This is a genomic window from Flavobacterium sp., assembly GCF_043722275.1.
Taxonomy (GTDB): Bacteria; Bacteroidota; Bacteroidia; order Flavobacteriales; family Flavobacteriaceae; genus Flavobacterium.
Map to the genome: position 1 here is coordinate 130,032 of NZ_JAYSPC010000043.1, position 22,917 is coordinate 152,948.

The 22,917-nt window shown below is 33.5% G+C and carries 25 protein-coding genes and 1 riboswitch; of the genes, 6 read left to right on the top strand and 19 right to left on the bottom strand.

The window, feature by feature from the left end:
* Positions 1-33: 33 nt before the first annotated feature.
* Positions 34-1,182 carry a sensor histidine kinase gene (locus tag ACHZDT_RS05950; protein ID WP_394773719.1) on the bottom strand — a complete coding sequence of 383 codons (1,149 nt, stop codon included), beginning with the start codon at positions 1,180-1,182 and terminating at the stop codon, positions 34-36.
* Between the two features lie 163 nt (positions 1,183-1,345).
* Here ACHZDT_RS05950 and ACHZDT_RS05955 point away from each other — a divergent pair, with 163 nt between their 5' ends.
* The 4 genes from ACHZDT_RS05955 to ACHZDT_RS05970 all read left to right on the top strand — a co-directional run bounded on the left by ACHZDT_RS05955 (position 1,346) and on the right by ACHZDT_RS05970 (position 4,425).
* Positions 1,346-2,236, top strand: a complete 891-nt coding sequence (locus tag ACHZDT_RS05955) for a flavin reductase family protein (protein WP_394773720.1) — start codon at positions 1,346-1,348, stop codon at positions 2,234-2,236.
* A gap of 15 nt (positions 2,237-2,251) precedes the next feature.
* Positions 2,252-2,623, top strand: coding sequence for a DUF3127 domain-containing protein (locus ACHZDT_RS05960; protein WP_213295224.1), 372 nt, complete (start codon positions 2,252-2,254; stop codon positions 2,621-2,623).
* Positions 2,624-2,990: 367 nt separating this feature from the next.
* Complete coding sequence (gene aat, locus ACHZDT_RS05965) at positions 2,991-3,626, top strand: leucyl/phenylalanyl-tRNA--protein transferase (protein ID WP_394773721.1); 636 nt, start codon at positions 2,991-2,993, stop codon at positions 3,624-3,626.
* Between the two features lie 4 nt (positions 3,627-3,630).
* Entirely contained in the window at positions 3,631-4,425 is a 795-nt protein-coding gene (locus ACHZDT_RS05970) for an MOSC domain-containing protein (RefSeq protein ID WP_394773722.1), read from the top strand.
* Here the strand turns inward: ACHZDT_RS05970 and ACHZDT_RS05975 are convergent.
* The 12 genes from ACHZDT_RS05975 to ACHZDT_RS06030 form a co-directional block, all read right to left on the bottom strand.
* The gene (locus ACHZDT_RS05975) at positions 4,422-5,132 is read right to left on the bottom strand and encodes a HesA/MoeB/ThiF family protein (RefSeq protein ID WP_394773723.1); all 711 of its coding nucleotides are present in this window, start codon (positions 5,130-5,132) and stop codon (positions 4,422-4,424) included. The genes ACHZDT_RS05970 and ACHZDT_RS05975 overlap by 4 nt on opposite strands.
* A 74-nt stretch (positions 5,133-5,206) precedes the next feature.
* Complete coding sequence (gene thiH / locus ACHZDT_RS05980; RefSeq protein WP_394773724.1) at positions 5,207-6,343, bottom strand: 2-iminoacetate synthase ThiH; 1,137 nt, start codon at positions 6,341-6,343, stop codon at positions 5,207-5,209.
* Positions 6,344-6,435: 92 nt separating this feature from the next.
* A complete protein-coding gene (locus tag ACHZDT_RS05985) occupies positions 6,436-6,813 on the bottom strand; it encodes a GxxExxY protein (protein WP_394773725.1) in 378 nt (125 codons plus the stop codon).
* 143 nt (positions 6,814-6,956) lie between these two features.
* Positions 6,957-7,733: a thiazole synthase gene (locus ACHZDT_RS05990; RefSeq protein WP_394773726.1), complete on the bottom strand. Its 777-nt coding sequence runs from the start codon at positions 7,731-7,733 to the stop codon at positions 6,957-6,959.
* Positions 7,714-8,352, bottom strand: coding sequence for a thiamine phosphate synthase (locus ACHZDT_RS05995; protein ID WP_394773727.1), 639 nt, complete (start codon positions 8,350-8,352; stop codon positions 7,714-7,716). The genes ACHZDT_RS05990 and ACHZDT_RS05995 overlap by 20 nt, the downstream gene beginning before the upstream one ends.
* On the bottom strand, positions 8,342-9,097 hold the full coding sequence (locus tag ACHZDT_RS06000; protein ID WP_394773728.1) for a hydroxymethylpyrimidine/phosphomethylpyrimidine kinase: 756 nt from the start codon (positions 9,095-9,097) through the stop codon (positions 8,342-8,344). The genes ACHZDT_RS05995 and ACHZDT_RS06000 overlap by 11 nt, the downstream gene beginning before the upstream one ends.
* Positions 9,064-9,669, bottom strand: a complete 606-nt coding sequence (locus ACHZDT_RS06005; protein ID WP_394773729.1) for a thiamine phosphate synthase — start codon at positions 9,667-9,669, stop codon at positions 9,064-9,066. The genes ACHZDT_RS06000 and ACHZDT_RS06005 overlap by 34 nt, the downstream gene beginning before the upstream one ends.
* 35 nt (positions 9,670-9,704) lie before the next feature.
* Positions 9,705-11,528, bottom strand: a complete 1,824-nt coding sequence (gene thiC, locus ACHZDT_RS06010) for a phosphomethylpyrimidine synthase ThiC (RefSeq protein WP_394773730.1) — start codon at positions 11,526-11,528, stop codon at positions 9,705-9,707.
* A 304-nt stretch (positions 11,529-11,832) separates the two neighbouring features.
* Positions 11,833-12,039, bottom strand: coding sequence for a sulfur carrier protein ThiS (gene thiS / locus ACHZDT_RS06015; RefSeq protein ID WP_394773731.1), 207 nt, complete (start codon positions 12,037-12,039; stop codon positions 11,833-11,835).
* A gap of 85 nt (positions 12,040-12,124) precedes the next feature.
* A riboswitch (TPP riboswitch) is annotated at positions 12,125-12,223 on the bottom strand.
* A gap of 100 nt (positions 12,224-12,323) precedes the next feature.
* Positions 12,324-12,893, bottom strand: a complete 570-nt coding sequence (locus ACHZDT_RS06020) for a DNA-3-methyladenine glycosylase I (RefSeq protein ID WP_394773732.1) — start codon at positions 12,891-12,893, stop codon at positions 12,324-12,326.
* Positions 12,894-13,568, bottom strand: coding sequence for a hypothetical protein (locus tag ACHZDT_RS06025; protein ID WP_394773733.1), 675 nt, complete (start codon positions 13,566-13,568; stop codon positions 12,894-12,896).
* A gap of 13 nt (positions 13,569-13,581) precedes the next feature.
* A complete protein-coding gene (locus tag ACHZDT_RS06030) occupies positions 13,582-14,244 on the bottom strand; it encodes a queuosine precursor transporter (RefSeq protein WP_394773734.1) in 663 nt (220 codons plus the stop codon).
* A 168-nt stretch (positions 14,245-14,412) separates the two neighbouring features.
* Here ACHZDT_RS06030 and ACHZDT_RS06035 point away from each other — a divergent pair, with 168 nt between their 5' ends.
* Entirely contained in the window at positions 14,413-16,533 is a 2,121-nt protein-coding gene (locus ACHZDT_RS06035; RefSeq protein WP_394773735.1) for a M3 family metallopeptidase, read from the top strand.
* Between the two features lie 410 nt (positions 16,534-16,943).
* Here the strand turns inward: ACHZDT_RS06035 and tsf are convergent, their stop codons facing one another.
* The 6 genes from tsf to ACHZDT_RS06065 all read right to left on the bottom strand — a co-directional run bounded on the left by tsf (position 16,944) and on the right by ACHZDT_RS06065 (position 21,643).
* Positions 16,944-17,906, bottom strand: a complete 963-nt coding sequence (gene tsf / locus ACHZDT_RS06040) for a translation elongation factor Ts (RefSeq protein WP_394773736.1) — start codon at positions 17,904-17,906, stop codon at positions 16,944-16,946.
* Between the two features lie 137 nt (positions 17,907-18,043).
* The gene (rpsB, locus tag ACHZDT_RS06045) at positions 18,044-18,847 is read right to left on the bottom strand and encodes a 30S ribosomal protein S2 (RefSeq protein WP_394773737.1); all 804 of its coding nucleotides are present in this window, start codon (positions 18,845-18,847) and stop codon (positions 18,044-18,046) included.
* A 176-nt stretch (positions 18,848-19,023) separates the two neighbouring features.
* On the bottom strand, positions 19,024-19,410 hold the full coding sequence (gene rpsI, locus ACHZDT_RS06050) for a 30S ribosomal protein S9 (RefSeq protein WP_007808909.1): 387 nt from the start codon (positions 19,408-19,410) through the stop codon (positions 19,024-19,026).
* Positions 19,410-19,865, bottom strand: a complete 456-nt coding sequence (gene rplM, locus ACHZDT_RS06055; protein ID WP_394773738.1) for a 50S ribosomal protein L13 — start codon at positions 19,863-19,865, stop codon at positions 19,410-19,412. The genes rpsI and rplM overlap by 1 nt, the downstream gene beginning before the upstream one ends.
* 192 nt (positions 19,866-20,057) lie before the next feature.
* On the bottom strand, positions 20,058-20,870 hold the full coding sequence (locus tag ACHZDT_RS06060) for a ferritin-like domain-containing protein (RefSeq protein WP_394773739.1): 813 nt from the start codon (positions 20,868-20,870) through the stop codon (positions 20,058-20,060).
* A 26-nt stretch (positions 20,871-20,896) separates the two neighbouring features.
* On the bottom strand, positions 20,897-21,643 hold the full coding sequence (locus ACHZDT_RS06065; RefSeq protein ID WP_394773740.1) for a ferritin-like domain-containing protein: 747 nt from the start codon (positions 21,641-21,643) through the stop codon (positions 20,897-20,899).
* Positions 21,644-21,838: 195 nt separating this feature from the next.
* Between ACHZDT_RS06065 and ACHZDT_RS06070 the strand changes: the two genes are divergently transcribed.
* Positions 21,839-22,864, top strand: coding sequence for a LacI family DNA-binding transcriptional regulator (locus ACHZDT_RS06070; RefSeq protein WP_394773741.1), 1,026 nt, complete (start codon positions 21,839-21,841; stop codon positions 22,862-22,864).
* Positions 22,865-22,917 lie beyond the last annotated feature (53 nt).

Sequence of the window (22,917 nt, forward strand, 5' to 3'; positions counted from 1 at the left end):
AAAAAAAGATAAAGTGTAGTAAATAATTTTTTACTACACTTTTTTATTTAACGAAATCTGAAAAGTAGTTCCTTTCCCAATTTCAGAATTTAAAACCTTTATTTTTCCACTATGATATTCTTCAACGATTCTTTTGGTTAAAGAAAGTCCCAATCCCCAACCGCGTTTTTTGGTCGTAAAACCAGGCTCAAAAATTGTTTTATATTGCTTTTTAGAAATTCCTGTTCCGGAATCTTTCACATTGATTTTTACTTGGTTTGCATCTTGTTCAATTTTCAGTTCTAAAGTTCCCTTTCCTTTCATGGCATCAATGGCATTTTTTACCAAATTTTCGATAGTCCAACTAAGTAATGTTGGATTTATCATAACTAAAATAGGTTCCTTAGGTCCGTGATACGAAAATGCAACTTGTTTAGAAAAACGAGATTGCAGATACTCATAAGTATTTAAAGTTTCAGTAATAATATCATGTTCTTCTAATACAGGAACAGATCCAATTTTAGAAAAACGATCCGTAATAGTTTGTAATCGCTCAATATCTTTTTCTATTTCAAATGTAATAGATTGGTCAATTTCCTCCGTTTTTAATATTTCAACCCAACCAATTAAAGATGATAATGGCGTCCCGATTTGATGCGCTGTTTCTTTTGCCATTCCCGCCCAAAGTTTATTTTGAGTAGCCATTTTAGTGCTTTTGTAGAAATTGTAAATCAAAGCGCCAAATAAAAAGATAATCAGTAATAAAGCGACGGGATAATATTTTAATTTCTTAAGCAAAGCCGAATTGCCGTAATAAACCTGTTGTTGCTTTCCGGGTGCATATTCAATTAAAATCGGTTCATTATCATTTTTTAAATTGGCTAAATACGCTGCGGCTTTATCTTTGTCTTCAATAATTTCATCAGGAATATTCTTGGAGCTAATCACTTTATCGTACATCGTTAACATAACAGGAACCGAAGTATTGTTGTTTATAATCTCAAGCGGTAAATCTAAATCAGTATTTTCATCGGCATTAATAAGCGTTTTTGAAGCGTTTGCCCAAAGGTTCATTTTCAGCCTTTCTTCATTTTTGAAAATCTGAAAAAAAGTATAAGTATTCCAAAGAATCAGGGAAATGATTAAAAAGGAAATAGAAATGATAATCCATCGCGTAGTATTTCTTCTTTCGGAAAAAGACATAAATAGTTTTTTTGAGGTATAAATATAACGAAATAAACACATTTAATATTTTGTAATGCTTTAAAGATTTTTTTTATTTTTATGTATGAAAGTATTTCTTTGGATTAAACGATTTATCTACTTTTGCAGTTACCGAAACGAGATTCGGTTAAAAGAAAAATCTATGATTAGCATCGATCCTAAAGAAATACCAACGGCAAAATTGCATAGTTATTTACAAAGTGCCGTAGGTCCCAGACCAATCGCTTTTGCAAGTACAATAAGTACAAAAGGAATCCCGAATTTGTCGCCTTTTAGTTTCTTTAATGTGTTCAGTGCCAATCCGCCAATTTTAATTTTTTCACCGGCACGCCGCGTAAGAGACAATACTGTAAAACATACCTTAATTAATGCCGAAGCAACGCGCGAAGTAGTAATTAATGTGGTAAATTATGATTTAGTACAGCAAACATCATTAGCCAGTACAGAATATGCCGAAGGTATAAATGAGTTTATAAAAGCCGGATTAACTCAAATTCCTTCAGATTTAGTAAAACCATATCGCGTAAAAGAATCTCCGGTTCAGTTTGAGTGCAAAGTCACGCAGATAATTCCGTTAGGAACAGAAGGCGGAGCAGGAAACCTGATACTTTGTGAAGTCATTAAAATGCATATTCATGAGTCTGTTTTAGATGAAAACGGAGGTATTGATCAACATAAAATCGATTTGGTTTCGAGATTAGGAAATAACTGGTATTCAAGATCCAATCAGGGACTTTTTGAAGTACCAAAACCTTTGACAACATTAGGAGTTGGCGTAGATGTGATTCCGAAGAACATCAAGGAAAGTACTGTTTTTAATGGAAATGATCTTGGAAAATTAGGTAATATTGAAGCCTTGCCTACAACGGAAGAAGTTAGTATATTTGTGAAAGAAAATTTTTCTGTAAAAGGAGTTTTAAGCTCAGACGATCAGGAAAAGATACATTTAGAAGCCAAAAAATATCTGAATAATGATGATATTTCATCGGCTTGGAAAGTGCTTTTAGCAAAAAAAACAGAAAAGAAACAATAATTAATATAGAAGAAGATGGAAGTTACAGGAAAAGTAAAAGTGGTGAACCCAGAGCAACAAGTTAGTGCTGCATTCAAAAAAAGAGAGTTGGTTGTTACCACAGATGAGCAGTATCCACAGCATATTTTGATCGAATTTACACAAGATAAATGCGATTTATTAAGTAGCTACAAACAAGGAGAGGCAGTAAAAGTTTCTATCAATTTAAGAGGAAGAGAATGGGTTAATCCACAAGGAGAAACCAGATATTTCAATAGTATTCAAGGTTGGAGAATCGAAAGAGTAGCACCGGAAGGTCCTGCACAAACTCCAGCAATGCCTGCTGCAGAAGCTTTTGCACCAGCGACAAACTTAAACGAAGACGAACCGGACGATTTACCTTTCTAAACGTTTAAATTACAAAAATAAAATTCCAAACTCCAATTCATAAAATATGTAATTGGAGTTTGGAATTTTGTTTTATTCTCAGTTTATATCAGATCTTTGTCAAAGTTAATATGCGCATTTTTTGTCATCCCGAGGAACGAGGGATCTCCGCAAGTAGCTCCACAATTTAGGAAAAATACTTTGCGTTAGTTTCTTATGGAGATCCCTCGTTCCTCGGGATGACAATGATTGAGGTTACTTTGTGTGAAATACTTTTAAGCCTCAAATTTTAAAATTAAAAGCTATTTTTACTTTTGCTTAAAACTACGACAAAAATTCTCCAAGCGTTTGGAATTTAGAATTAAAAAATTAGAATTTTATTTTAAAAATGTATTACGTATTCAAAGATTTATTCTTCCCTCCAGTTTCAGAAGCCGACGAAGACGGAATTCTGGCAATTGGCGGCGATTTAGATTCAGACCGATTAAAACTAGCTTACAAAAGCGGAATTTTCCCTTGGTTTAATGAAGGAGAACCCATTTTATGGTGGTCACCGGATCCCAGAATGGTTTTGTTTCTTGATGAAGTAGTAATCTCTAAAAGCATGCGTAATGTTTTGAATCGTAATGAGTTTAAAGTTACTTTTAATCAAAATTTTAAAGATGTAATTTCGAATTGCCAAAAAATAAAACGTGACGGTCAAAACGGAACCTGGATTTCAAACGATATGATCGATGCTTATTGTAAATTGAATGAACAGGGAATTGTAAAATCTGTTGAGGTTTGGCAAGATGAGGTTTTAGTTGGCGGTTTATACGGAATTGATTTGGGACATGTTTTTTGTGGTGAAAGTATGTTTTCAAAAGTATCAAATTCATCCAAAGTAGCTTTTATAGCTTTGGTCAATTATTTAGAAAAAGAAAACTATAAATTATTAGATTGTCAGGTTTATAATCCACATTTAGAAAGTTTAGGTTGTCGCGAAATTGATCGTGAAGAATTTATGTCAATTTTAAAAAGTTAGTAAAATGAGTGCAATTCATGTTGTAAAAGAAATTTATATTTATCCAATAAAAAGTTTAGCCGCAATTAGTTGTCAAAAAGCTTTGGCCGAAGAAATGGGATTTGAAAATGACCGAAGATGGATGTTAATCGATGCTGGAAATCAAATGATAACGCAGAGAGAACATCGTATTATGAGTCAGTTTTATCCGCAGATTTCAGCTGAAAAAATTAGCATTACTTTTCAAAATCAAAAGCATGAATTCTCTATTCATGAACATTTAGATAATTTGATTGAAGTTAATGTTTGGGATGATAAAAGCGAAGTTATAGAAGTAAATCAATCCACTTCAAAATGGTTTAGCGAACATTTGGGTTTTGAATGTAAATTAGTCAAGATTATTAAAAGTGGAGATCGTAAACATGAAAGTTCAAGATTAAAAGAAACTTTTAATGTAAGTCTTGCCGATGGATATCCGTATTTAATGATTGGAACTAAAAGCTTGGATTTTTTAAATGAAAAATTAAATGAGAAAGTCACTATTTTAAGATTTCGTCCAAATATTGTAATAAGTACCCAAAATGCTCATGAAGAAGATGATTTCGATACTTTCAAAATAGGAGAAGTCGATTTTAAAAATATAAAACCTTGCGGAAGGTGTATTATGGTCAATAATGATCCTGAAAATGGTAAATTAAAAAAAGAACCTCTAAAAACCTTAAGTAAATATCGAGTAGTAAATAATTCTGTTTTATTTGGAACCAATATTGTGAGTCTAAACAACGGAATTATAAGTGTTGGAGATGAAGTTGTATTCTAGAAATTCAATTTTGTAAAGTTCCAATCTATTGTATTAAAGAGCACTAATTCATTTTTTAAGGTTGGTAAATCGAGAATTAATTTGAGCGTTTCATGTGCCATCATAGTTCCAATAATTCCGGGAAGAGTTCCAAGAACACCATTTAAATTACAATTCGGGACATCTTTTGGATCTGGCATTTCAGGGAATAAATCGCGTAGATTTTTACTTCCGTTATGATTGAAAACAGCAATTTGTCCTTCAAATTTTAAAATGCTTCCGTAAATCAATGGCTTCTTTAAAAGTACACAACTATCATTCACCAAATAACGTGTTGCAAAATTATCAGAACCATCTACAATTACATCATATTGTTGAATAATTTTTTCGGCATTTTCCGTTGTCAATTTCTCATTAATTGCTACAACTTCAATTAACGGATTTAGTTTTGAAACCACTTCTTTGGCAACAAGAGCTTTTTCCTGACCAATTTCATTTTCAGTATATAAAATTTGTCGGTGTAAATTATGAATTTCAATTACATCAAAATCCATTATTCCAATAAAACCAACACCAGCCGTAGCAATATATTGTAAAACAGCACAACCTAAACCTCCCGCGCCAATAACTAAAACCCTTGCTTTTTTTAGTTTTTCCTGACCTTCGTCACCAATTTCAGGTAAAATTGTTTGCCTGTTGTAACGCAGAAATTCTTGTATAATGCTCATTTAATTTAAGTCTTAAAGTGTGAAAGTTGAAAGTCAAAAGTTGAAAGTCAGAGTTGAAATAAAGTCATTTTACTTTACACTTTAAGACTTTCGACTTTATGACTATATATTTTGTTCCAATCTTTCCAAACAGGTTCGTATCCAGAATTAGTTATAATTTGTGCAATTTCTTTAGCAGATCGTTCGTCACTAATTTCAAATTGTTCCAAAGATTGGGGATCAACCACATAACCGCCCGGATTTGTTTTAGATCCTGCACTCATACTTGTAACGCCAATTGGAATAATATTGTTTCTGAATTTCTCGTTTTCTCTGGTCGAAATGGAGATTTCAAGATCTTCATTCCATAAACGATAGGCGCAAATAAGTTGCGTCAAATCTTTATCATCCATAATAAAATTAGGTTCGATTATACCTTCTGCTGGTCGAAGTCTGGGAAATGAAACGGAATATTTTGTCTGCCAATATTTTTTTTGAAGATAATCGAGATGCAAAGCATTAAAAAAACTATCTGTACGCCAATCTTCTAAACCCAATAAAACGCCTAAGCCTATTTTATGAATTCCCGCAGTTCCTATTCTGTCAGGAGTTTCAAGTCGGTAATCAAAATTTGATTTTTTGCCTTTTGTATGGTATTTTTTATAGACTTCCTGATGGTAGGTTTCCTGATATACTAAAACCGAATAAACGCCGGCTTCATGTAAACGTTGATATTCTTCGGTAGAAAGTGGCTGAACTTCAACAGATATAATCGAAAATTGTTCTCTGATTAAAGCAATGGCATTCAGAAAGTAATTGATGTTTACGGAGTAATTTGCTTCACCTGTAACCAATAAAACATGATCAAAACCAATATTTTTTAAAGCCTCAACTTCAAGTTTAATCTCAGAATCTGAAAGGGTTTTTCGTTTTATTTTATTGTCTAAACTAAAACCACAATACGTGCAAATGTTCTGACATTCATTACTTAAATATAGTGGCGCATACATTTGGATTGTTTTACCGAAACGTTTTTTTGTTAGATCATGGCATTCCTGCGCCATTTGTTCCAGATAATTCTGAGCAACTGGAGAAATCAAAACTAAAAAATCATCGAGATTGCGTTTAGTTTTAGATAAAGAATGCTCAACATCTTTTGATGTAGTTTGATATATTTTAGATTGAATAGTATTCCAATCATATTGCTGAAAAATGGCTTTAAAGGTATTCATTGGATTGTTTTTTTTTTGTTTCACGCAGATTTATGGAGATTTAAGCAGATTTAAAATGATTTTTTTTAATCGGTAATTTCGGTTAATGTTTTTTATATTTTATGAGCGATTCTTTTGATGTCGTTTAGAATATTTAGGGTGTTGAAATTGACTAGTAATCCTAGTTTTTTATTTGTGAGTCTTAGATATGTATCAAGTTGTTTATAATGAATTGGAGCTAGATCTTCAACTGATTTTAATTCTATTATTACTTTGTCTTCCACTAAAAGATCTATTCTAAAAGCAGGCTCTAATGTTATCTCTTCATAAAGAATAGTTACTTCAACTTGTTTTTGAACTTTTAAATCGACTTTAGTCAATTCATAAAACAAAGCACTTTCATAAACAGATTCAAATAAACCTGGTCCCAAATTATTATATACTTTAAAAATAGCTCCTCGTACTAGATACGATATCTCATTTTCGGTCATTATTCTTTAATTTAAATTTATTCAAAATTAAAGAATTTTCCTTCTTTTTTAAAATTTCATTTCAAAGCATATTTTAGTATATAAACAAATAATTAAATCATTTTAAATCTGCTTAAATCTCCAAAAATCTGCGTGAAATAACTTTATTCGTATAAAAATGATGTCAAAGGACTAGAAGCTACAGCATAATTTTGTTGATTCGCAATTTTAGCTTCAAAAGCTTTTCGTCCCGCAATAACGGCTTCTCTAAAAGCCTCTGCCATTAATTTCGGATTTCCGGCAACGGCAATTGCAGTATTCACTAAAACGGCATCAGCACCAATTTCCATTGCTTTTGCAGCGTCAGATGGAGAGCCAATTCCGGCATCTACAATAACCGGAACATTACTTTGCTCGATTATAATCTCCAGAAAATCTATTGTTTTTAATCCTTTATTACTGCCAATTGGTGAACCCAAAGGCATAACAGCAGAAGTTCCGGCATTCTCTAAATGTTTACACAAAACAGGATCTGCGTGAATATAAGGCAAAACAAAAAAGCCAAGTTTAGCCAATTCTTCGGTTGCTTTTAAAGTCTCGATTGGATCCGGCATTAGGTATTTTGGGTCAGGATGAATTTCTAATTTTAGCCAGTTTGTTTCTAATGCTTCTCTGGCTAATTGTGCTGCAAAAATCGCTTCTTTAGCATTTCGTGCGCCCGAAGTATTGGGTAATAAATGAATATTTGGGTGTTTTAAATGCGCTAAAATAGCATCAGTTTCTGTTTCTAAATCAATGCGTTTTAAGGCAACTGTGACCAATTCACTTGCTGATGCTAAAATAGCTTCTTCCATTTCACGGTTTGAACCAAATTTCCCGGTTCCTAAAAATAGGCGGGAGGTTAAGGTTTTATCTCCAATTTTAAACAATGACGTTTGCATATAACTTTTCGTTTAGTTGTTGAATTAATTTTTCTTTTTGATCGCTTATTGTGATCATTCCGGAAACGGCAATACCATGAATTCCGGTTTCCATTATTGGATTTATGTCTTTTAATGTGATTCCGCCAATGGCATAAACAGGAATCTGAATTTTATTGGTTTTCATTTTTTGTACAATTTCATAATATCCGGATAAACCCAAAATTGGACTTAATTTTTCTTTTGTTTCGGTAAATCGAAATGGTCCCAAACCAATATAATCACAACCATTTTTGACATGGTTTTCAATATCTTCAAAAGTATTTGCTGTTCCTCCAATGATTTTTGTAGTGCCTAAAATCGCTCTTGCTTCGTCAATTTTCATGTCAGATAATCCTAAATGAACTCCATCTGCGGCAACTTGTTGAGCGAGATATAGATTGTCATTTACAATGAAGTTGGCGAGATATTCTTCGCATAAAAATTTTACGGCTTCAGCTAAAGCAAACGTGTCTTTTTCAGTTTGATTTTTAAACCGCATTTGCACCCAATCACATCCTGCATCTAACGCCTGATGAATATTATACAATTGCTTTTCGATTGTTTCTCCTTGTGAGATATATTGCAGTTTATTGTACATAGTGATATCCGATTAAAGTTGAATTTGAACTCAGGTATTTTTCAATGTAGGTTTTGGCATTTTTACAAGCTTCTGTTTGAGAATGATTTAGAGCTAAATTTGCAGTGATTGATGATGATAATACGCAACCAGAACCGTGTTTTTCAAAGCATTTTTTTTCAGAAGGAAATAAATCAATAATTTCATTTTTCAGAAATAATCTATCAACTCCAATTTCGGAAGTATTATGTCCGCCTTTTAATAAAATAGAAGTTGGAATTTCATTTTTCAACCAAAGACTATTCGCAATAAAACCCGGAATCAAAACTTCGATTTCATTATAATTTGGTGTAATTAAATCAATTTTTGATAAAATTTTATTCAAATCCAATGGATCTTTTAAGCACATGAACTCAAATTTTGTGGTCGATTTCAAAACCGGATCCCAAACAATTTGAGTTGTAGGAGATAGTAATTTTATAGTCGAAAGAATTCGGCTTAAATAATGAAGCGAAGGAACGATTCCAATTTTTACAGCGTTAATTTTATAGTTTTGAAAAAATGTTTCAATTGACCGAATGACAAAACTCAAATCTATCCATTCAATCGCTTGAAATTCATTTTCGGTTTGAATAGTATTGGCGGTAATAATGGCAAATCCCGTAACCTGATGCTGCTCAAATGTTTTACTATCTGCTAAAACACCAGCGCCACCAGATGGATCAAAACCTGCTATACTAAGTACAATTGGACGACTTTCTGACATAATTTAAATTGTTTTATTGGGCTTTCATTGTTCCAGATACTCCCTAAAAGTGCGACATCATCAAAACCATTTTCAAGTGTTTGTTTAATGTTTTTAGCATCAATTCCTCCTAAAGCAATAACTTTTGCTTTGTTATTTGTTCTTAATTTTAAAGCTTCAAAAAGGTTTTCTTTCGGATGATAATTTTCTTTAGAAATACTTGTAAAAACAGGACCTAAAAAAGCGTAATCAAAATCATTTTCTAGGGAATTAAAATCTTCTATAGAATGTGTAGATGAAGAATAATTATACCTACAAGGTTTGGTAAACCTTGCAGGAGAAACGCGATCGTATTTTCTTTCTTTTTCGGAAAAATGAATGCGGTTGATTCCAAAATATTCTGCTAGTTCATGATGATTGTGTAAAACTAAATTAGATCGATATTCCATTTTTATCTGATGAATAAATTGAGCCATTTCTAACTCAGAAAAATCAGGTTTCCGAATATGAAGCAAAGACAATCCCTCTTCAAAAAGAGAATGAATGATAGTGATTTCATTTGCAATAGCAGAGGGATTTGTAATTACGATCATAGTCTTTCTTCTTTAATCTTTTCTCTATCTTCTTTTTAAATATAAATCTCTTTCCCTTGCTCAATAAACTCTTCTGATTTTTCCTGTATACCTTTTTCAGCTGCTGCGACATCTCTGATTTCCTGAGATATTTTCATAGAACAAAATTTTGGTCCACACATAGAACAAAAATGAGCTATTTTTGCGCCATCTGCCGGAAGAGTTTCATCATGAAATTCTCTTGCTGTATCAGGATCTAATGACAAATTAAACTGATCTTCCCAACGGAACTCAAAACGGGCTTTACTTAATGCATTGTCACGATATTGTGCTCCAGGATGACCTTTGGCTAAATCTGCAGCGTGAGCAGAAATTTTATAAGTGATTACTCCGTCTTTTACATCCTTTTTGTTGGGTAAGCCAAGATGCTCTTTTGGTGTAACATAACACAACATTGCACAACCGTACCAGCCAATCATTGCCGCACCAATTGCAGATGTAATGTGATCATAACCTGGTGCAATATCAGTAGTTAATGGTCCAAGAGTGTAGAAAGGAGCTTCATTGCAATGTTCTAATTGTTTGTCCATATTTTCCTTAATCATGTGCATTGGTACGTGACCAGGACCTTCAATAAAAACTTGAACATCGTGTTTCCATGCAATTTTTGTTAGTTCACCTAATGTTTCTAATTCGGCAAATTGTGCAGCATCGTTGGCATCGGCAATAGATCCCGGACGCAAACCATCGCCTAAAGAAAAAGCAACATCATATTGTTTCATGATTTCGCAGATTTCCTCAAAATGGGTGTATAAAAAGTTTTCTTTATGATGAAATAAACACCATTTTGCCATTATTGATCCGCCACGGGAAACGATTCCGGTAACACGATCAGCGGTTAAATGAATGTAACGCAATAAAACTCCGGCATGAATGGTAAAGTATGAAACGCCTTGTTCTGCCTGTTCGATTAAAGTATCACGGAAAACTTCCCAAGTTAAATCTTCAGCAATTCCTTTTACTTTTTCTAAAGCCTGATAAATAGGAACTGTGCCAATAGGAACCGGCGAATTACGAATAATCCATTCTCTTGTTTCGTGAATATTTTTTCCTGTTGATAAATCCATAATCGTGTCAGCGCCCCAACGACAAGCCCAAACAGCTTTTTCAACCTCTTCTTCAATACTTGAAGTAACTGCACTATTACCAATATTGGCGTTTATTTTGACCAGAAAATTTCTTCCAACAATCATTGGTTCGCTTTCCGGATGGTTGATATTGTTAGGGATTATGGCTCTTCCGCAGGCTACCTCGCTGCGAACAAATTCTGGTGTTATTTTGCTTTTTGGAGTGTTTGCGCCAAAACTATGTCCGTTATGTTGGCAACGCATCGCTTTGGTTTGCTCGTTTAAAAGTTCGATACGTTGGTTTTCGCGAATGGCGATATATTCCATTTCCGGAGTTATAATACCTTGTTTTGCGTAATATAATTGCGTTACGTTTGCGCCTTTTTTGGCACGTTTTGGCTGATGCAGATATTCAAAACGAAGATGATCTAAACTTTTATCTTTTAGTCTGGTTTGACCGTAATCAGAAGATATTTTGTTTAGAATTTCGACATCGTTTCGATTAAGAATCCAATTTTCGCGTAAGCGTGGCAATCCTTTTCGAATATCAATTTCGATGTTTGGATCTGTGTATGGTCCTGAAGTATCATAAATAGTTACTGGTGGATTTTTCTCGATTGTTCCATTAGAAAGTTTAGTGTCGCTCAGAATCACTTCACGCATTGCAACTTCTATTGAATGAATTTCGCCTTTTACGTATATTTTTTTGGAATTTGGAAAAGGAGTTCTGGAGATTTTTTCTTCGTTAGTCATAATTAGAGTTGTTTTTGTTTCAGGTTTCAAGTTTCAGGTTGATGTAGATTGTGTTTTTATACGGTTTTTTGTAGAGACGCACAGCAGTGCGTCTACGACTTGTGTGTCAATTGGAATTTGGTCCGAAGCTTTGGGATTTTTTGGAATTTATTTTTTCTGCTAGGGATAGAAGTGGAAAGCCCGTAAAGGAGGAAACCGAAAAAAATAAGGATTAGGAAAGCGACCAGCGGAAGCTTTGCTAAGACTATATTTTTTTGGTTTACGACTGCGGACTTGAAACGGATAGCCCGTTTAAGCAGCCATTTTATCCACCTTGTGTTGCAGAAATGATTAAGATTTCGTCAGTTTCGTGTACAAGATGTTGGTTCCAATTAATTTTTGGAACAACGGTATTGTTAATAGCAACCGCGATTCCGTTTTGTTTGTTTGGAATTTCGAGATCGAGCAATGATTGAACGCTTAGCGATTCAGCATTGAATTGTTTGATTTGTTGGTTGATTTTTAGTTCCATTCCTTTTAGATTTAGAGATTTTTAAGACGCATTGCTATGTGTCTCTACTCTAGGAATGGCTACAATTGCGCATAAAAATGCGCGCAGAAGTCATCTTACTTTTCCCTACGCTAGTATGAACTAGATCAGGTTCAGAGGGTAAAATCTCAGCCTACTTTTTTAGTAGACACCCCTAAAGTGTGAAGCAAATATATGTAATTTTTGTTTGGAAGTTTAAAAAAGTTTCAAAGTTTCAGGTTTCAGGTCTTTGGAAAGTGACTGAAAACTGTGACTGAAAACTATTTTTACTTGACTCTCGTCCAGCAATTTTCGACATGATCATTGACCATTCCGGTGGCTTGCATGTGAGCGTAAATTACGGTCGAACCTACAAATTTAAAACCTCTTTTTTTTAAATCTTTGCTGATTTCGTCTGAAAGCGGAGTAGTGGCAGGGACGTCTTTTGAGGTTTTTGGATTGTTGATGATGGGTTTTCCATTGGTGAATTTCCAGATATAATCGGAAAAACTTCCAAATTCTTCCTGTATTTTCATAAATGCCTGCGCATTTGAAATCGTAGCACGAATTTTTAGTTTGTTTCTAATTATTCCAGCGTCTTGTAACAAGGATTCTATTTTTTCTTCCGGATAATTGGCTATTTTTTTATAATCAAAATGATCAAAAGCAAGTCTGAAATTTTCTCTTTTATTTAAAATGGTAATCCAGCTTAAACCGGCTTGAAAAGTTTCCAAAATTAGAAATTCGAATAATGATGGATCGTCGTAAATTGGAATTCCCCATTCTTCGTCATGGTATTTTTTGTAAATATCGCTGGCAGAACACCAACTGCATCTTATTTGATTTTCATTTTCCATTTATTTTCCTATTTGCCAGCTGTATCCTTTTACGCCGGGAATATAGGCTGAACGGCCAATTATGACAAGTTCATTGTAAATCCTTTTGTCATATTTAATACCAATGGCAGTTCCTGAAGTATATAATTTATTGGCTTTAAAAGTGATCTTAATAAGTCCGTCTTTGAATTTAGCATCTGAAACTTTTTCGACAAACCAAGTTGAGCGCCATTTAACGGCAATTTCATCTTCATCTGTTTTTGTAATGGTTTTTATGAGTTTTACAGCTTCTTCCGGAATTTCAAATTTCTCGGTTAATTGTTCTTGAGTTAAGGTTTGTCCAATTTTACTTCCGTAAAGGATTTTACGCAAATTAACGAATGATATTAAAGTTTTATTTGCATCATTGTTTACGTCTAATTTATTATTTTCTGTGCTTTCCTGCTTTTGAATTTCCGGTTTAGAGTTGTTTTCTTCTTTTATTGAAAACACTTCTTTATTTGTAATCGATTTTTTTTGAGAATTAGAAATAACTGAAGTTTCGGGAGTATCTTTTTTAAATATTTTTGCCGAAGCAGTTTTTAATTTATTTACCGGATATACTTTATCTTGATTAGACTGCTTTTTTGCATCGTTGCCACATCCTATAAACAAATAGGATATTGTAAAAAATATTATGGCAATTGTCTTTTTCATAACTACAAGGTACTTAATCTTTTTTAGAAGGATCTTCTTCTAAATATTTTTTTATCAAATGATGTCCAAAATAAATCAAAGGCGTTAGTAAAACGGCAACCGAAAGTTTGAAAATATAACCCGTTAATCCGGATGATATAAAGGTTTTAAAATCAATTTTTCCAGGTAGCCAAAATGCAATTCCAAGAACAATGAAAGAATCAAACAATTGTGAAATTACAGTTGATCCGGTGGTTCTAAGCCATATTTTTTTTTCTCCGGTTTTTCTTTTAAAGAACCAAAAGATCCAGACGTCAATTAATTGTGATGCCATAAATGCAATCAAACTACCAACAATTATCCACATACTTTGTCCAAAAACAGCCTGAAATTGTTCATCATTTACAGGGCTAATTCCTTTTGCGGCGGGAATTACAATTGCCATAAATAAGAGTAAAAAAGCATATGCAATTAAACAGGCAGTTATAAATGATAATTTTTTTACACCTTTCTCGCCAAAATATTCATTTATCAAATCGGTGGTTAAAAAAACGATTGGCCAGGGCAAAATACCTATGCTCATTACAAATGGGCCAATTTGAATTAATTTTCCTCCAATAAGTTCGGCCACTACGGCGTTCGTTATAAATATTCCTGCTAATACTACAAAAACAATTTCTTTTCTGGTTTTAAACATGTGATTTGGTAAATGATGTTTCAAATTTAAACTATTTCTTTCTAATTTAAAATGGATATTTTTAATTTAAAGCATGTTTTAAGGATAATCTATAAGTTAAAATTTTCTTTGGATTGCTGATTTTTAGTTACATTTGAAACAGTAATATATTAAATCAAATTAATGATAATGAAAAAAATAATAACAATTTTTCTCATGGGAACAATCTTATTTTCTGCCAACGCGCAAAACAATTCTGATAATCCATTGCTTAAAAAATGGACAGGACCTTATGGAGGAGTTCCCGCCTTTAATGAGTATAAAGTTTCGGATTTCAAACCTGCAATTCAATTTGCCATTCAGGAAAAACTTAGCGAAATTGATGCTATAACTAATGATCCAAAAGCGCCAACTTTTGAGAACACTATTGCAGCTTTAGAGCGTTCAGGGAAAACAATGGCACGAATTTATACCAGTTACGGTATTTTTGGTTCAACTTTGAGTACTCCTGAATTTGATGCTGTTGAAACAGAAATGTCTCCGAAATTATCTGAGTTCAGTGATAAAATAGTTCAAAACAAAAAATTATTTACCAGAATAGAAACTTTGTATAATTCAAAAGAAAGTAAAAAACTTACCAGTGAACAACAACGTTTAATTTGGTTATACTATACTGATTTTGTTCGGGAAGGTGCTAAATTAAATGAAAAAGACAAAGAAAAAGTGGCTAAAATCAATCAGGAATTAGCAAGTCTTTTTACAAAATTCAGTCAGAATTTATTAGCAGAAGAACACAATCAATATGTAGCCTTAAAAACAGAAAGCGATTTTGATGGTTTACCTGCTGAAGCTAAAAATGCTGCAATGGCTGAAGCTAAAAGCAGAAAATTAGATGTTTTAGGATGTGTTGCAAATACACGTTCTTCTATTGAACCATTTTTGACTTTTTCAACTCGTAGAGATTTAAGAGAAAAAGCATTTGATATTTTTGTGAAACGTGGAGACAATGGTAATGCAAATGATAACAATGCAACTCTTGTTTCTATTTTGCAATTGCGTACAAAAAAAGCAAATTTATTAGGTTTTCCTACTTTTGCCGATTGGAGTTTGTCTAATAAAATGGCAAAAGACCCTAAGAAAACATTAGATTTAATGTTATCAGTTTGGGAGCCTGCTGTTGAAAAAGTACATCAGGATGTTGCTGAAATGCAGAAAATTGTTGATACTGAAGGTGGAAAATTTAAAATTCAGCCTTGGGATTACCGCTATTATGCTGAAAAAGTTAGAAAAGCCAAATATGATTTAGATCAAAATGAGGTTAAGCCTTATTTGCAATTAGAAAACTTGCGTGAAGGTATGTTTTGGGTTGCAGGTGAATTGTTTAATTTAAGTTTTAAACAAGTTACAAACGTTCCTGTATATCATCCTGATGTTCGTGTTTGGGAAGTGAGTAATAAAGTAACTGGTAAAGTTGTTGGATTATGGTATTTTGATCCTTATGCTCGTGCAGGAAAACGTTCTGGTGCATGGATGAATGCTTACCGTGATCAGCAAAAAATGGATGGTGAAGTTCTTACTATCGTATCTAATAACTGTAACTTTATAAAAGGGACAGCAAATGAGCCAGTTTTAATTTCCTGGGAAGATGCTACAACTTTATTTCATGAATTTGGACATGCGCTTCACGGATTATGTTCTAATGTAACTTATCCGAGTTTGGCAGGTACAAGTGTTGCAAGAGATTATGTAGAGTTTCCATCTCAATTGCTAGAACACTGGTTAGCTACTCCGGAGGTATTGAACAAGTTTGCTTTGCATTATAAAACAAACCAACCATTGCCAAAGGCGTTAGTTGACAGAATTGAAAAAGCATCTAATTTTGGTGAAGGTTTTTCAACTGTAGAAACTATTTCAAGTTCATTGATTGATATGAAATTACACTTAGCTACAACAACTATTGATCCTCATAAATTCGAGAAAGAAACTTTAGATGCGCTTCACATGCCATCAGAAATTGTAATGCGTCACAGAATTCCTCAATTCGGGCATATTTTCTCAGGAGATGGATATGCAGCCGGATATTACAGCTATTTATGGGCAGATGTAATTAATGCAGATGCTTATGAAGCTTTTACAGAAGGAAAAGGACCTTATGACAAAGAAGTAGCAAAACGTCTTTATGATAATATTTTCAGTGTTGGAAATACTATTGATCAGGAAAAAGCTTATGAAAACTTCAGAGGAAGAGCTCCTAAATCTGATGCTTTAATGCGTGCCAGAAACTTCCCGATTGTAGAGAAGAAAAAATAAATAAGAAGAAATTCTAATTGAAGTCCTCGAATAATATATAATTATTCGGGGATTTTTTTTATTTCAATTTGTAAATTGAATAGCTATCAGCTTTAGCTCAATGTCATTAAGTTAAGGAATTAGTAAATAGACAGAGAGAAGAACCATAAATTTTGTCATCTCGACGCAGGAGAGATCACACTAGTATTTCCGTTCAGGTATTCGCCAATCTTTGTCGAGCTTCTTTTGTGATCTCTGCGTCGAGATGACAAAATACGGCAATGAACTTTAAAAAGCACTCTTTTTCTGATTGTAAGCTTTTAAATTACAACCTCTGAATTAATCTTTGTGGTCTTTTTGATTAATTTATTAAAACAAAAAAAGCCCGAATAAATTAATATTCGGGCTTTTTATATTGAAATAATAATATATTAACCTAAAGTAACTCTTTTGAAACCTGTAATTTCAACATTGTATCCTTTAACATAATCGCTTACTTTTTTACTGTCATCTTTGATGAAGTTTTGATCTAATAAAGCTTTCTCCTGATCTAAAGTAGTATTGTCAGAGATGAAACGTTGAACTTTTCCCGGAATAATTTTATCCCAAATTTGTTCTGGTTTACCTTCAGCTTTTAATTCAGCTTTGGCATCTTCTTCAGCTTGTTTAATAACTTCTTCAGTTAATTGAGAGAAAGAAATATATTTAGGAACATTTTTTAAAGTTTTTCCTAAACGTTTTGCCTCTTCATTTTCTTTTTCTATAATTGCAATACGAGCAGCAAGTTCAGAAGCAACGAAAGCCGGATCAAAATCTTTGTAAGATAATGTGTCAGCTCCCATAGAAGCAACTTGCATAGAGATGTCTTTAGTTAAAACGTCACCATTAGCAATTGGTGCAGAAATTGAAGTTAATGCAGCAATTTTGTTAACGTGAACATAAGATCCAACGAAAGCGCCTTCTAAGATTTCAAAACCACCGATTTCGATTTTTTCACCGATAACACCAGTTTGCTCGATTAATTTTTCAGCAACAGTAATTCCGTTGAAATCTGAAGCTAAGAATTCTTCTTTAGAAGAGAAGTTGATCGCTCTTTCTACTAATTCTTTAGCTAAAGTTACGAAAGCCTCATTTTTACCTACGAAATCTGTTTCGCAGTTTAAAGTGATGATAGCTCCTTTAGTTTTGTCAGCATTAACAAAAGAAACAGCAGCTCCTTCAGAAGACTCACGGTCAGAACGGTTAGCAGCAACTTTTTGTCCTTTTTCTCTAAGGTTTTGTATAGCTTTATCGAAATCTCCATCAGCTTCAACTAAAGCTTTTTTACAGTCCATCATTCCGGCACCTGTAGTTTGTCTTAATTTATTTACGTCTGCAGCAGTAATTGTTGCCATAATATTTTGAATTTTAATGTTAAAAGTAAAAATTCCATCTTCTAAATCCCAGACTCCAATTTTATTAAATTATCAACATAACGTTTTTAATTTTGTATTTGGAATTTGGAATTTAAAATTTGGAATTTAAATTTGATTTATTCTTCAGTTGCAGCAGGAGCAGCAGCTTCAACAGCTGGTGCAGCCGGAGCAGCTTCTACAGCAGCAGGAGCCGCAGCTTCTTCTGTTGTAGCTTCAGTTTCTTTGTCAGAACCTCTGTCAGAAAGACCTTCGATTACAGCAGCAGTTACTAAAGATAAAATTTTGTCAATTGATTTAGAAGCATCATCATTTGCAGGAATAACGTAATCAACCTCTCTTGGGTCAGAATTCGTATCAACCATTGCGAAAACTGGAATGTTTAATTTTTGTGCTTCTTTTATTGCGATATGTTCAGCTTTGATATCTACTACGAACAATGCAGCTGGTAGTCTTGACATGTCAGCGATTGAACCTAAGTTTTTCTCTAATTTAGCACGTAGACGATCAACTTGCAAACGCTCTTTTTTAGATAACGTCATGAAAGTACCATCTTTCTTCATTTTATCAATAGAAGACATTTTTTTAACGGCTTTTCTGATAGTTACAAAGTTAGTTAGCATTCCACCAGGCCATCTTTCAGTGATGTAAGGCATGTTTGCAGCCTTTGCTTTTTCAGCAACGATGTCTTTTGCTTGTTTTTTGGTAGCTACGAATAAGATTTTTCTACCTGATGCAGCGATTTTTTTCATTGCTTCGCTAGCTTCTTCAATTTTCGCTGCAGTTTTATATAGATTGATAATGTGAATACCATTACGCTCCATATAAATGTAAGGGGCCATGTTTGGATCCCATTTTCTAGTCATGTGTCCAAAGTGAACACCTGCTTCTAGTAAGTCTTTTACTTCTATTTTGTTTGCCATTTTTGTACTAGTTTACGTTCTGTTGATTAGCAATGTATAAATGGCGGTTTCCCAGGCTTTATACATTTAGATGCTAAACTATTTCCTACCTCGGTAGGAGAGCAACAACAACTGTGTTTTTTAATTTCAATAAATAATTGATCATGTCTTGTCCTAATTGAACAAGACAGGTAATATTAACGTTTAGAGAATTGGAATCTCTTACGAGCTTTCTTCTGACCGAATTTCTTACGTTCAACCATTCTTGGATCTCTTGTTAATAAACCTTCTGGTTTTAAGATAGCTCTGTTTTCAGCATTTACTTCACACATAACGCGTGCTAATGCCATTCTTACAGCTTCTGCCTGACCAGTTGAACCACCTCCGTAAACGTTCACTTTTACATCAAAGTTATTTACATTTTCTGTCATAGACATTGGTTGTAAAACTTTGTATTGTAAAGTTGCAGTTGGAAAGTAAGTTGCGAATTCTTTTTTGTTTACAGTGATTTTACCTGTTCCTTCAGAAACATATACACGTGCAACAGCGGTTTTTCTTCTACCGATTTTGTGAATAACTCCCATTACTTAAGATCGTTTAGGTTAACAGTTCTAGGTTTTTGAGCTCCTTGTTTGTGCTCAGCTCCTACAACAACATTTAGATTTCTAAAAAGTTCAGATCCTAATTTGTTTTTAGGTAACATTCCTTTTACAGCTTTTTCTACTAGTAATGCAGGGTTTTTTGCTTGCAATACTTTAGCAGTTAAAGTTCTTTGTCCTCCTGGGTAACCTGTATGACGAATATAAGTTTTGTCATTCATTTTTGTACCTGTAAGGTTAATTTTTTCTGAGTTGATAACAATTACGTTATCTCCACAGTCAACGTGCGGTGTGTAACTTGGTTTGTACTTACCTCTTAAGATCATTGCAACCTTTGAAGCAAGACGACCCAAGTTATGACCTTCAGCGTCTACAACGATCCACTCTTTCGTTACAGAGGATTTGTTAGCTGAAATTGTCTTGTAGCTTAATGCGTCCATAATATTATTTTAATTAAACATTCCATCCCCAATAAAGGGGATGCAAAAGTACAATTAATTATTTTAAAACCAAATACCTGAAAAGAATATTTTATCTGCTGAAAATCAGGACATCAGTTTTATAATTAATTGAATAAAAAAAAACCACCTTCGCAATAACGCGAAGGTGGTTCAATATTTAGAATTGTTTTGTTAAACAATAAATAAATTTGCAATGTCAACCACTTGTTGTGTCGTAAGTGGTTCATCATAAGCTTCTGAACCTGCAGCAGGTCCAAATGCAGTTGAAGTGTCAAAACCTGCCTGCTTAGTAACTCCTTCGCCATCATAAACGGCTTGCGTTGCCGGCGGCATTCCAGTGCCTCTTTCACTATTTGAGATCCATCCTTTTAATCCTCGTAATCGTCGTACTTCAGATGCATGACGCGCTTCTACTGAGTGAATTTGTAATGCGGCAGTTAATAAATCAGGTGCGCTAATTAAATTTGCTGCCTGACCTTTATAAGCTCTTACGCCTGTATCTTCAAAAGCTTGTGCTAATGCTAAAAAGGTAGGATAGTCATGAAACGGGTCAAATGCACCTCCAACAGTAAAATCAAAAGTTGGTTTAGGTACAAAATTTGCACTTGCTGTTCCGCCCAATCCTGCAATTAAAAATTTGACGTGGCTTGATTCGTGTGCCGCTATTTGTTGGAAAACTTTTAAATCACGACCTCCGTTTTCTGATGCCGGGATTACTCCTGAATCTAATGCCATAGCATAAAATTCGTTTTCCAGGTATTCTAATGTTAATGCAAATTGCAAAGCTCCTATTGGTGTTGCCGGTGTTGCAGTAATATCTTTTGCGAATGCCTTATTTGCCATAGCCGATAATCCAAATGGGATTGATGCGTATGCAAGTGTTTTTCCTATGTTTCCAAACTGATTAAAACTATCTCTACGAGAGCCAGTGCTTCTCATTAAGCTATCATCAGTAAATGTTTCTATAAATTTTAAAATATTCATAATTTCTAAGTTTTAGCTAGTTAAGATTAAGGTAAATATTTGGCAGTAAATTTTGTGGTAATGAAACCTCCGGCAATTGGCAGAATTTTAGAAGGATCTTTGGCAACATCTAAACCTGTAGATACACTAATTGTATCGTCTCCGGCAAAATCCTTAGAATTAGGATTGATTAAACTTCTAATAGCGGATGCATGTCTTGCTTCTACCGAAACAATTTTTCCGGCTAATAGTAAATAGTCAGGGCTTTTAATTAATTTTCCGGCTCCGTTATAAGCAGCAACTCCAGTATCTTCTAATGCTTTTGCAGTAGCAAGAACATCTGTACGGCTGTTAAAGTTTAGAGAACCATAATTAAAGGCTAAAGATGGAAGTAATTGTGAACTGGGATCAGGAAGCGCTCCGGTTAAAGCAGCTTTAAAAAAATCTCTGTGAATTACTTCATGATGATATAAGTCAGTTAGAACCTGACGTTCAATATCATTAAATGTGCTGTTAAAGCTTGTAGAGTTTACAACTTTAGTATAAAAATCAGCTTCCAGTTGTTCAAGTGCATAAGCATATGTTAATACTCCAAAATCGCCAGAGCCTAAATCAAATACTCCGTTTCTAATTCCTGGTAACGATGTGTCCTCCATATCGTTATCATCGTCATTATTGCTGCAGCCAGCCATTACTAAACCTGCAGTAACTAATGTTAAACCGCTGAGCTTAAGAAAGCTCCTTCTATTATTCAATGAAGGGTCAACTTCATGAATTTTAACTTCGTTTTTCATAATCAAGGTTTTTTAAAAAGGTTAATAACATGTATTAAGGTATTAACGAAATTTTTGTAAGTGCGGTTTTAGAAATTGAATGTTTTTTTATTTTATTTTAAAAAGACCTTATAATTTCAAATACTGGTAGGTGTTTTTTGTTTTATTTTAGGTAATTCTACTATATTTGTATTAATTACATAAAATATTTTTTAAATGAAAGCTAAAGCAACTCTAAAACAAATTGCGAAAGAACTAGGTGTTTCTGTGTCGACTGTTTCAAAGGCATTAAATGACAGCCCGGAAATTAGTGAGCAAACCAAAGTGAAGATTAAGGAGTATGCCAAACTCAAAAATTATAAACCTAATGTTATTGGTTTGAATTTAAAGAACCGTAAAACAAAAACTATAGGTGTAATTATACCTAATATATTAAACTCATTTTTCGCGAAGGTTTTTAGTGGTATTGAAAAAGTAGCCGATAAAAAAGGATACAATGTAATTACCTGTATTTCGAATGAATCATTAGAGAAAGAAATTCATACGCTTGAAATGTTGAGTAACGGAACAATCGACGGTTTTATATTGTCAGTTTCTGAAGAAGCTCAAAAATTACAAGAATTCAGTCATTTTTCAGCAATTATTAATGATGGAACTCCAATTGTAATGTTTGACCGAATCGCTGATGAAGTAGAATGTGACAAAGTGGTAGTTGATGATTTTGATTCGGCTTTGAATTCTACACAGCATTTAATTGATTTAGGATGTAAAAATATCGCCTTGATTTCTTCGGTAGATAATTTAAGTGTTGGAAAATTAAGAGCTGATGGATATTTGAAAGCTTTAAAAGACAATAATATTCCGGTAAACGAAAAAATTATTCTTCGTACCGATTCCGAAGAGGATATGAAAGCTAAAATCGATGCAATTTTTGACAATAATATTGATGCAATTTTTGCTTTGGATGAAAACGATTCAGTTGCTGCTTTACGTGTAAGTTTGAAAAAAGGATATAAGGTTCCGGAAGATATCTCAATTATAGGTTTTGCCGATGGAATTTTAGCTTCAAGACGTTTGTCACCAAGTTTAACAACGGTGAGTCAACACGGAATTGAAATTGGAGAAGTTGCAGCAAAACAACTAATAAAACGTTTAGAAGAAAAAGAAGATGAAACTTCAGATTATGAAACAATCGTTATCAAGACAAAATTGAAAGAACGAGAATCGACAAGAAAGAAATAAGATATTTAAGATCGATAAAAAAAGACTGTCCGGAAGGACAGTCTTTTTTTTGT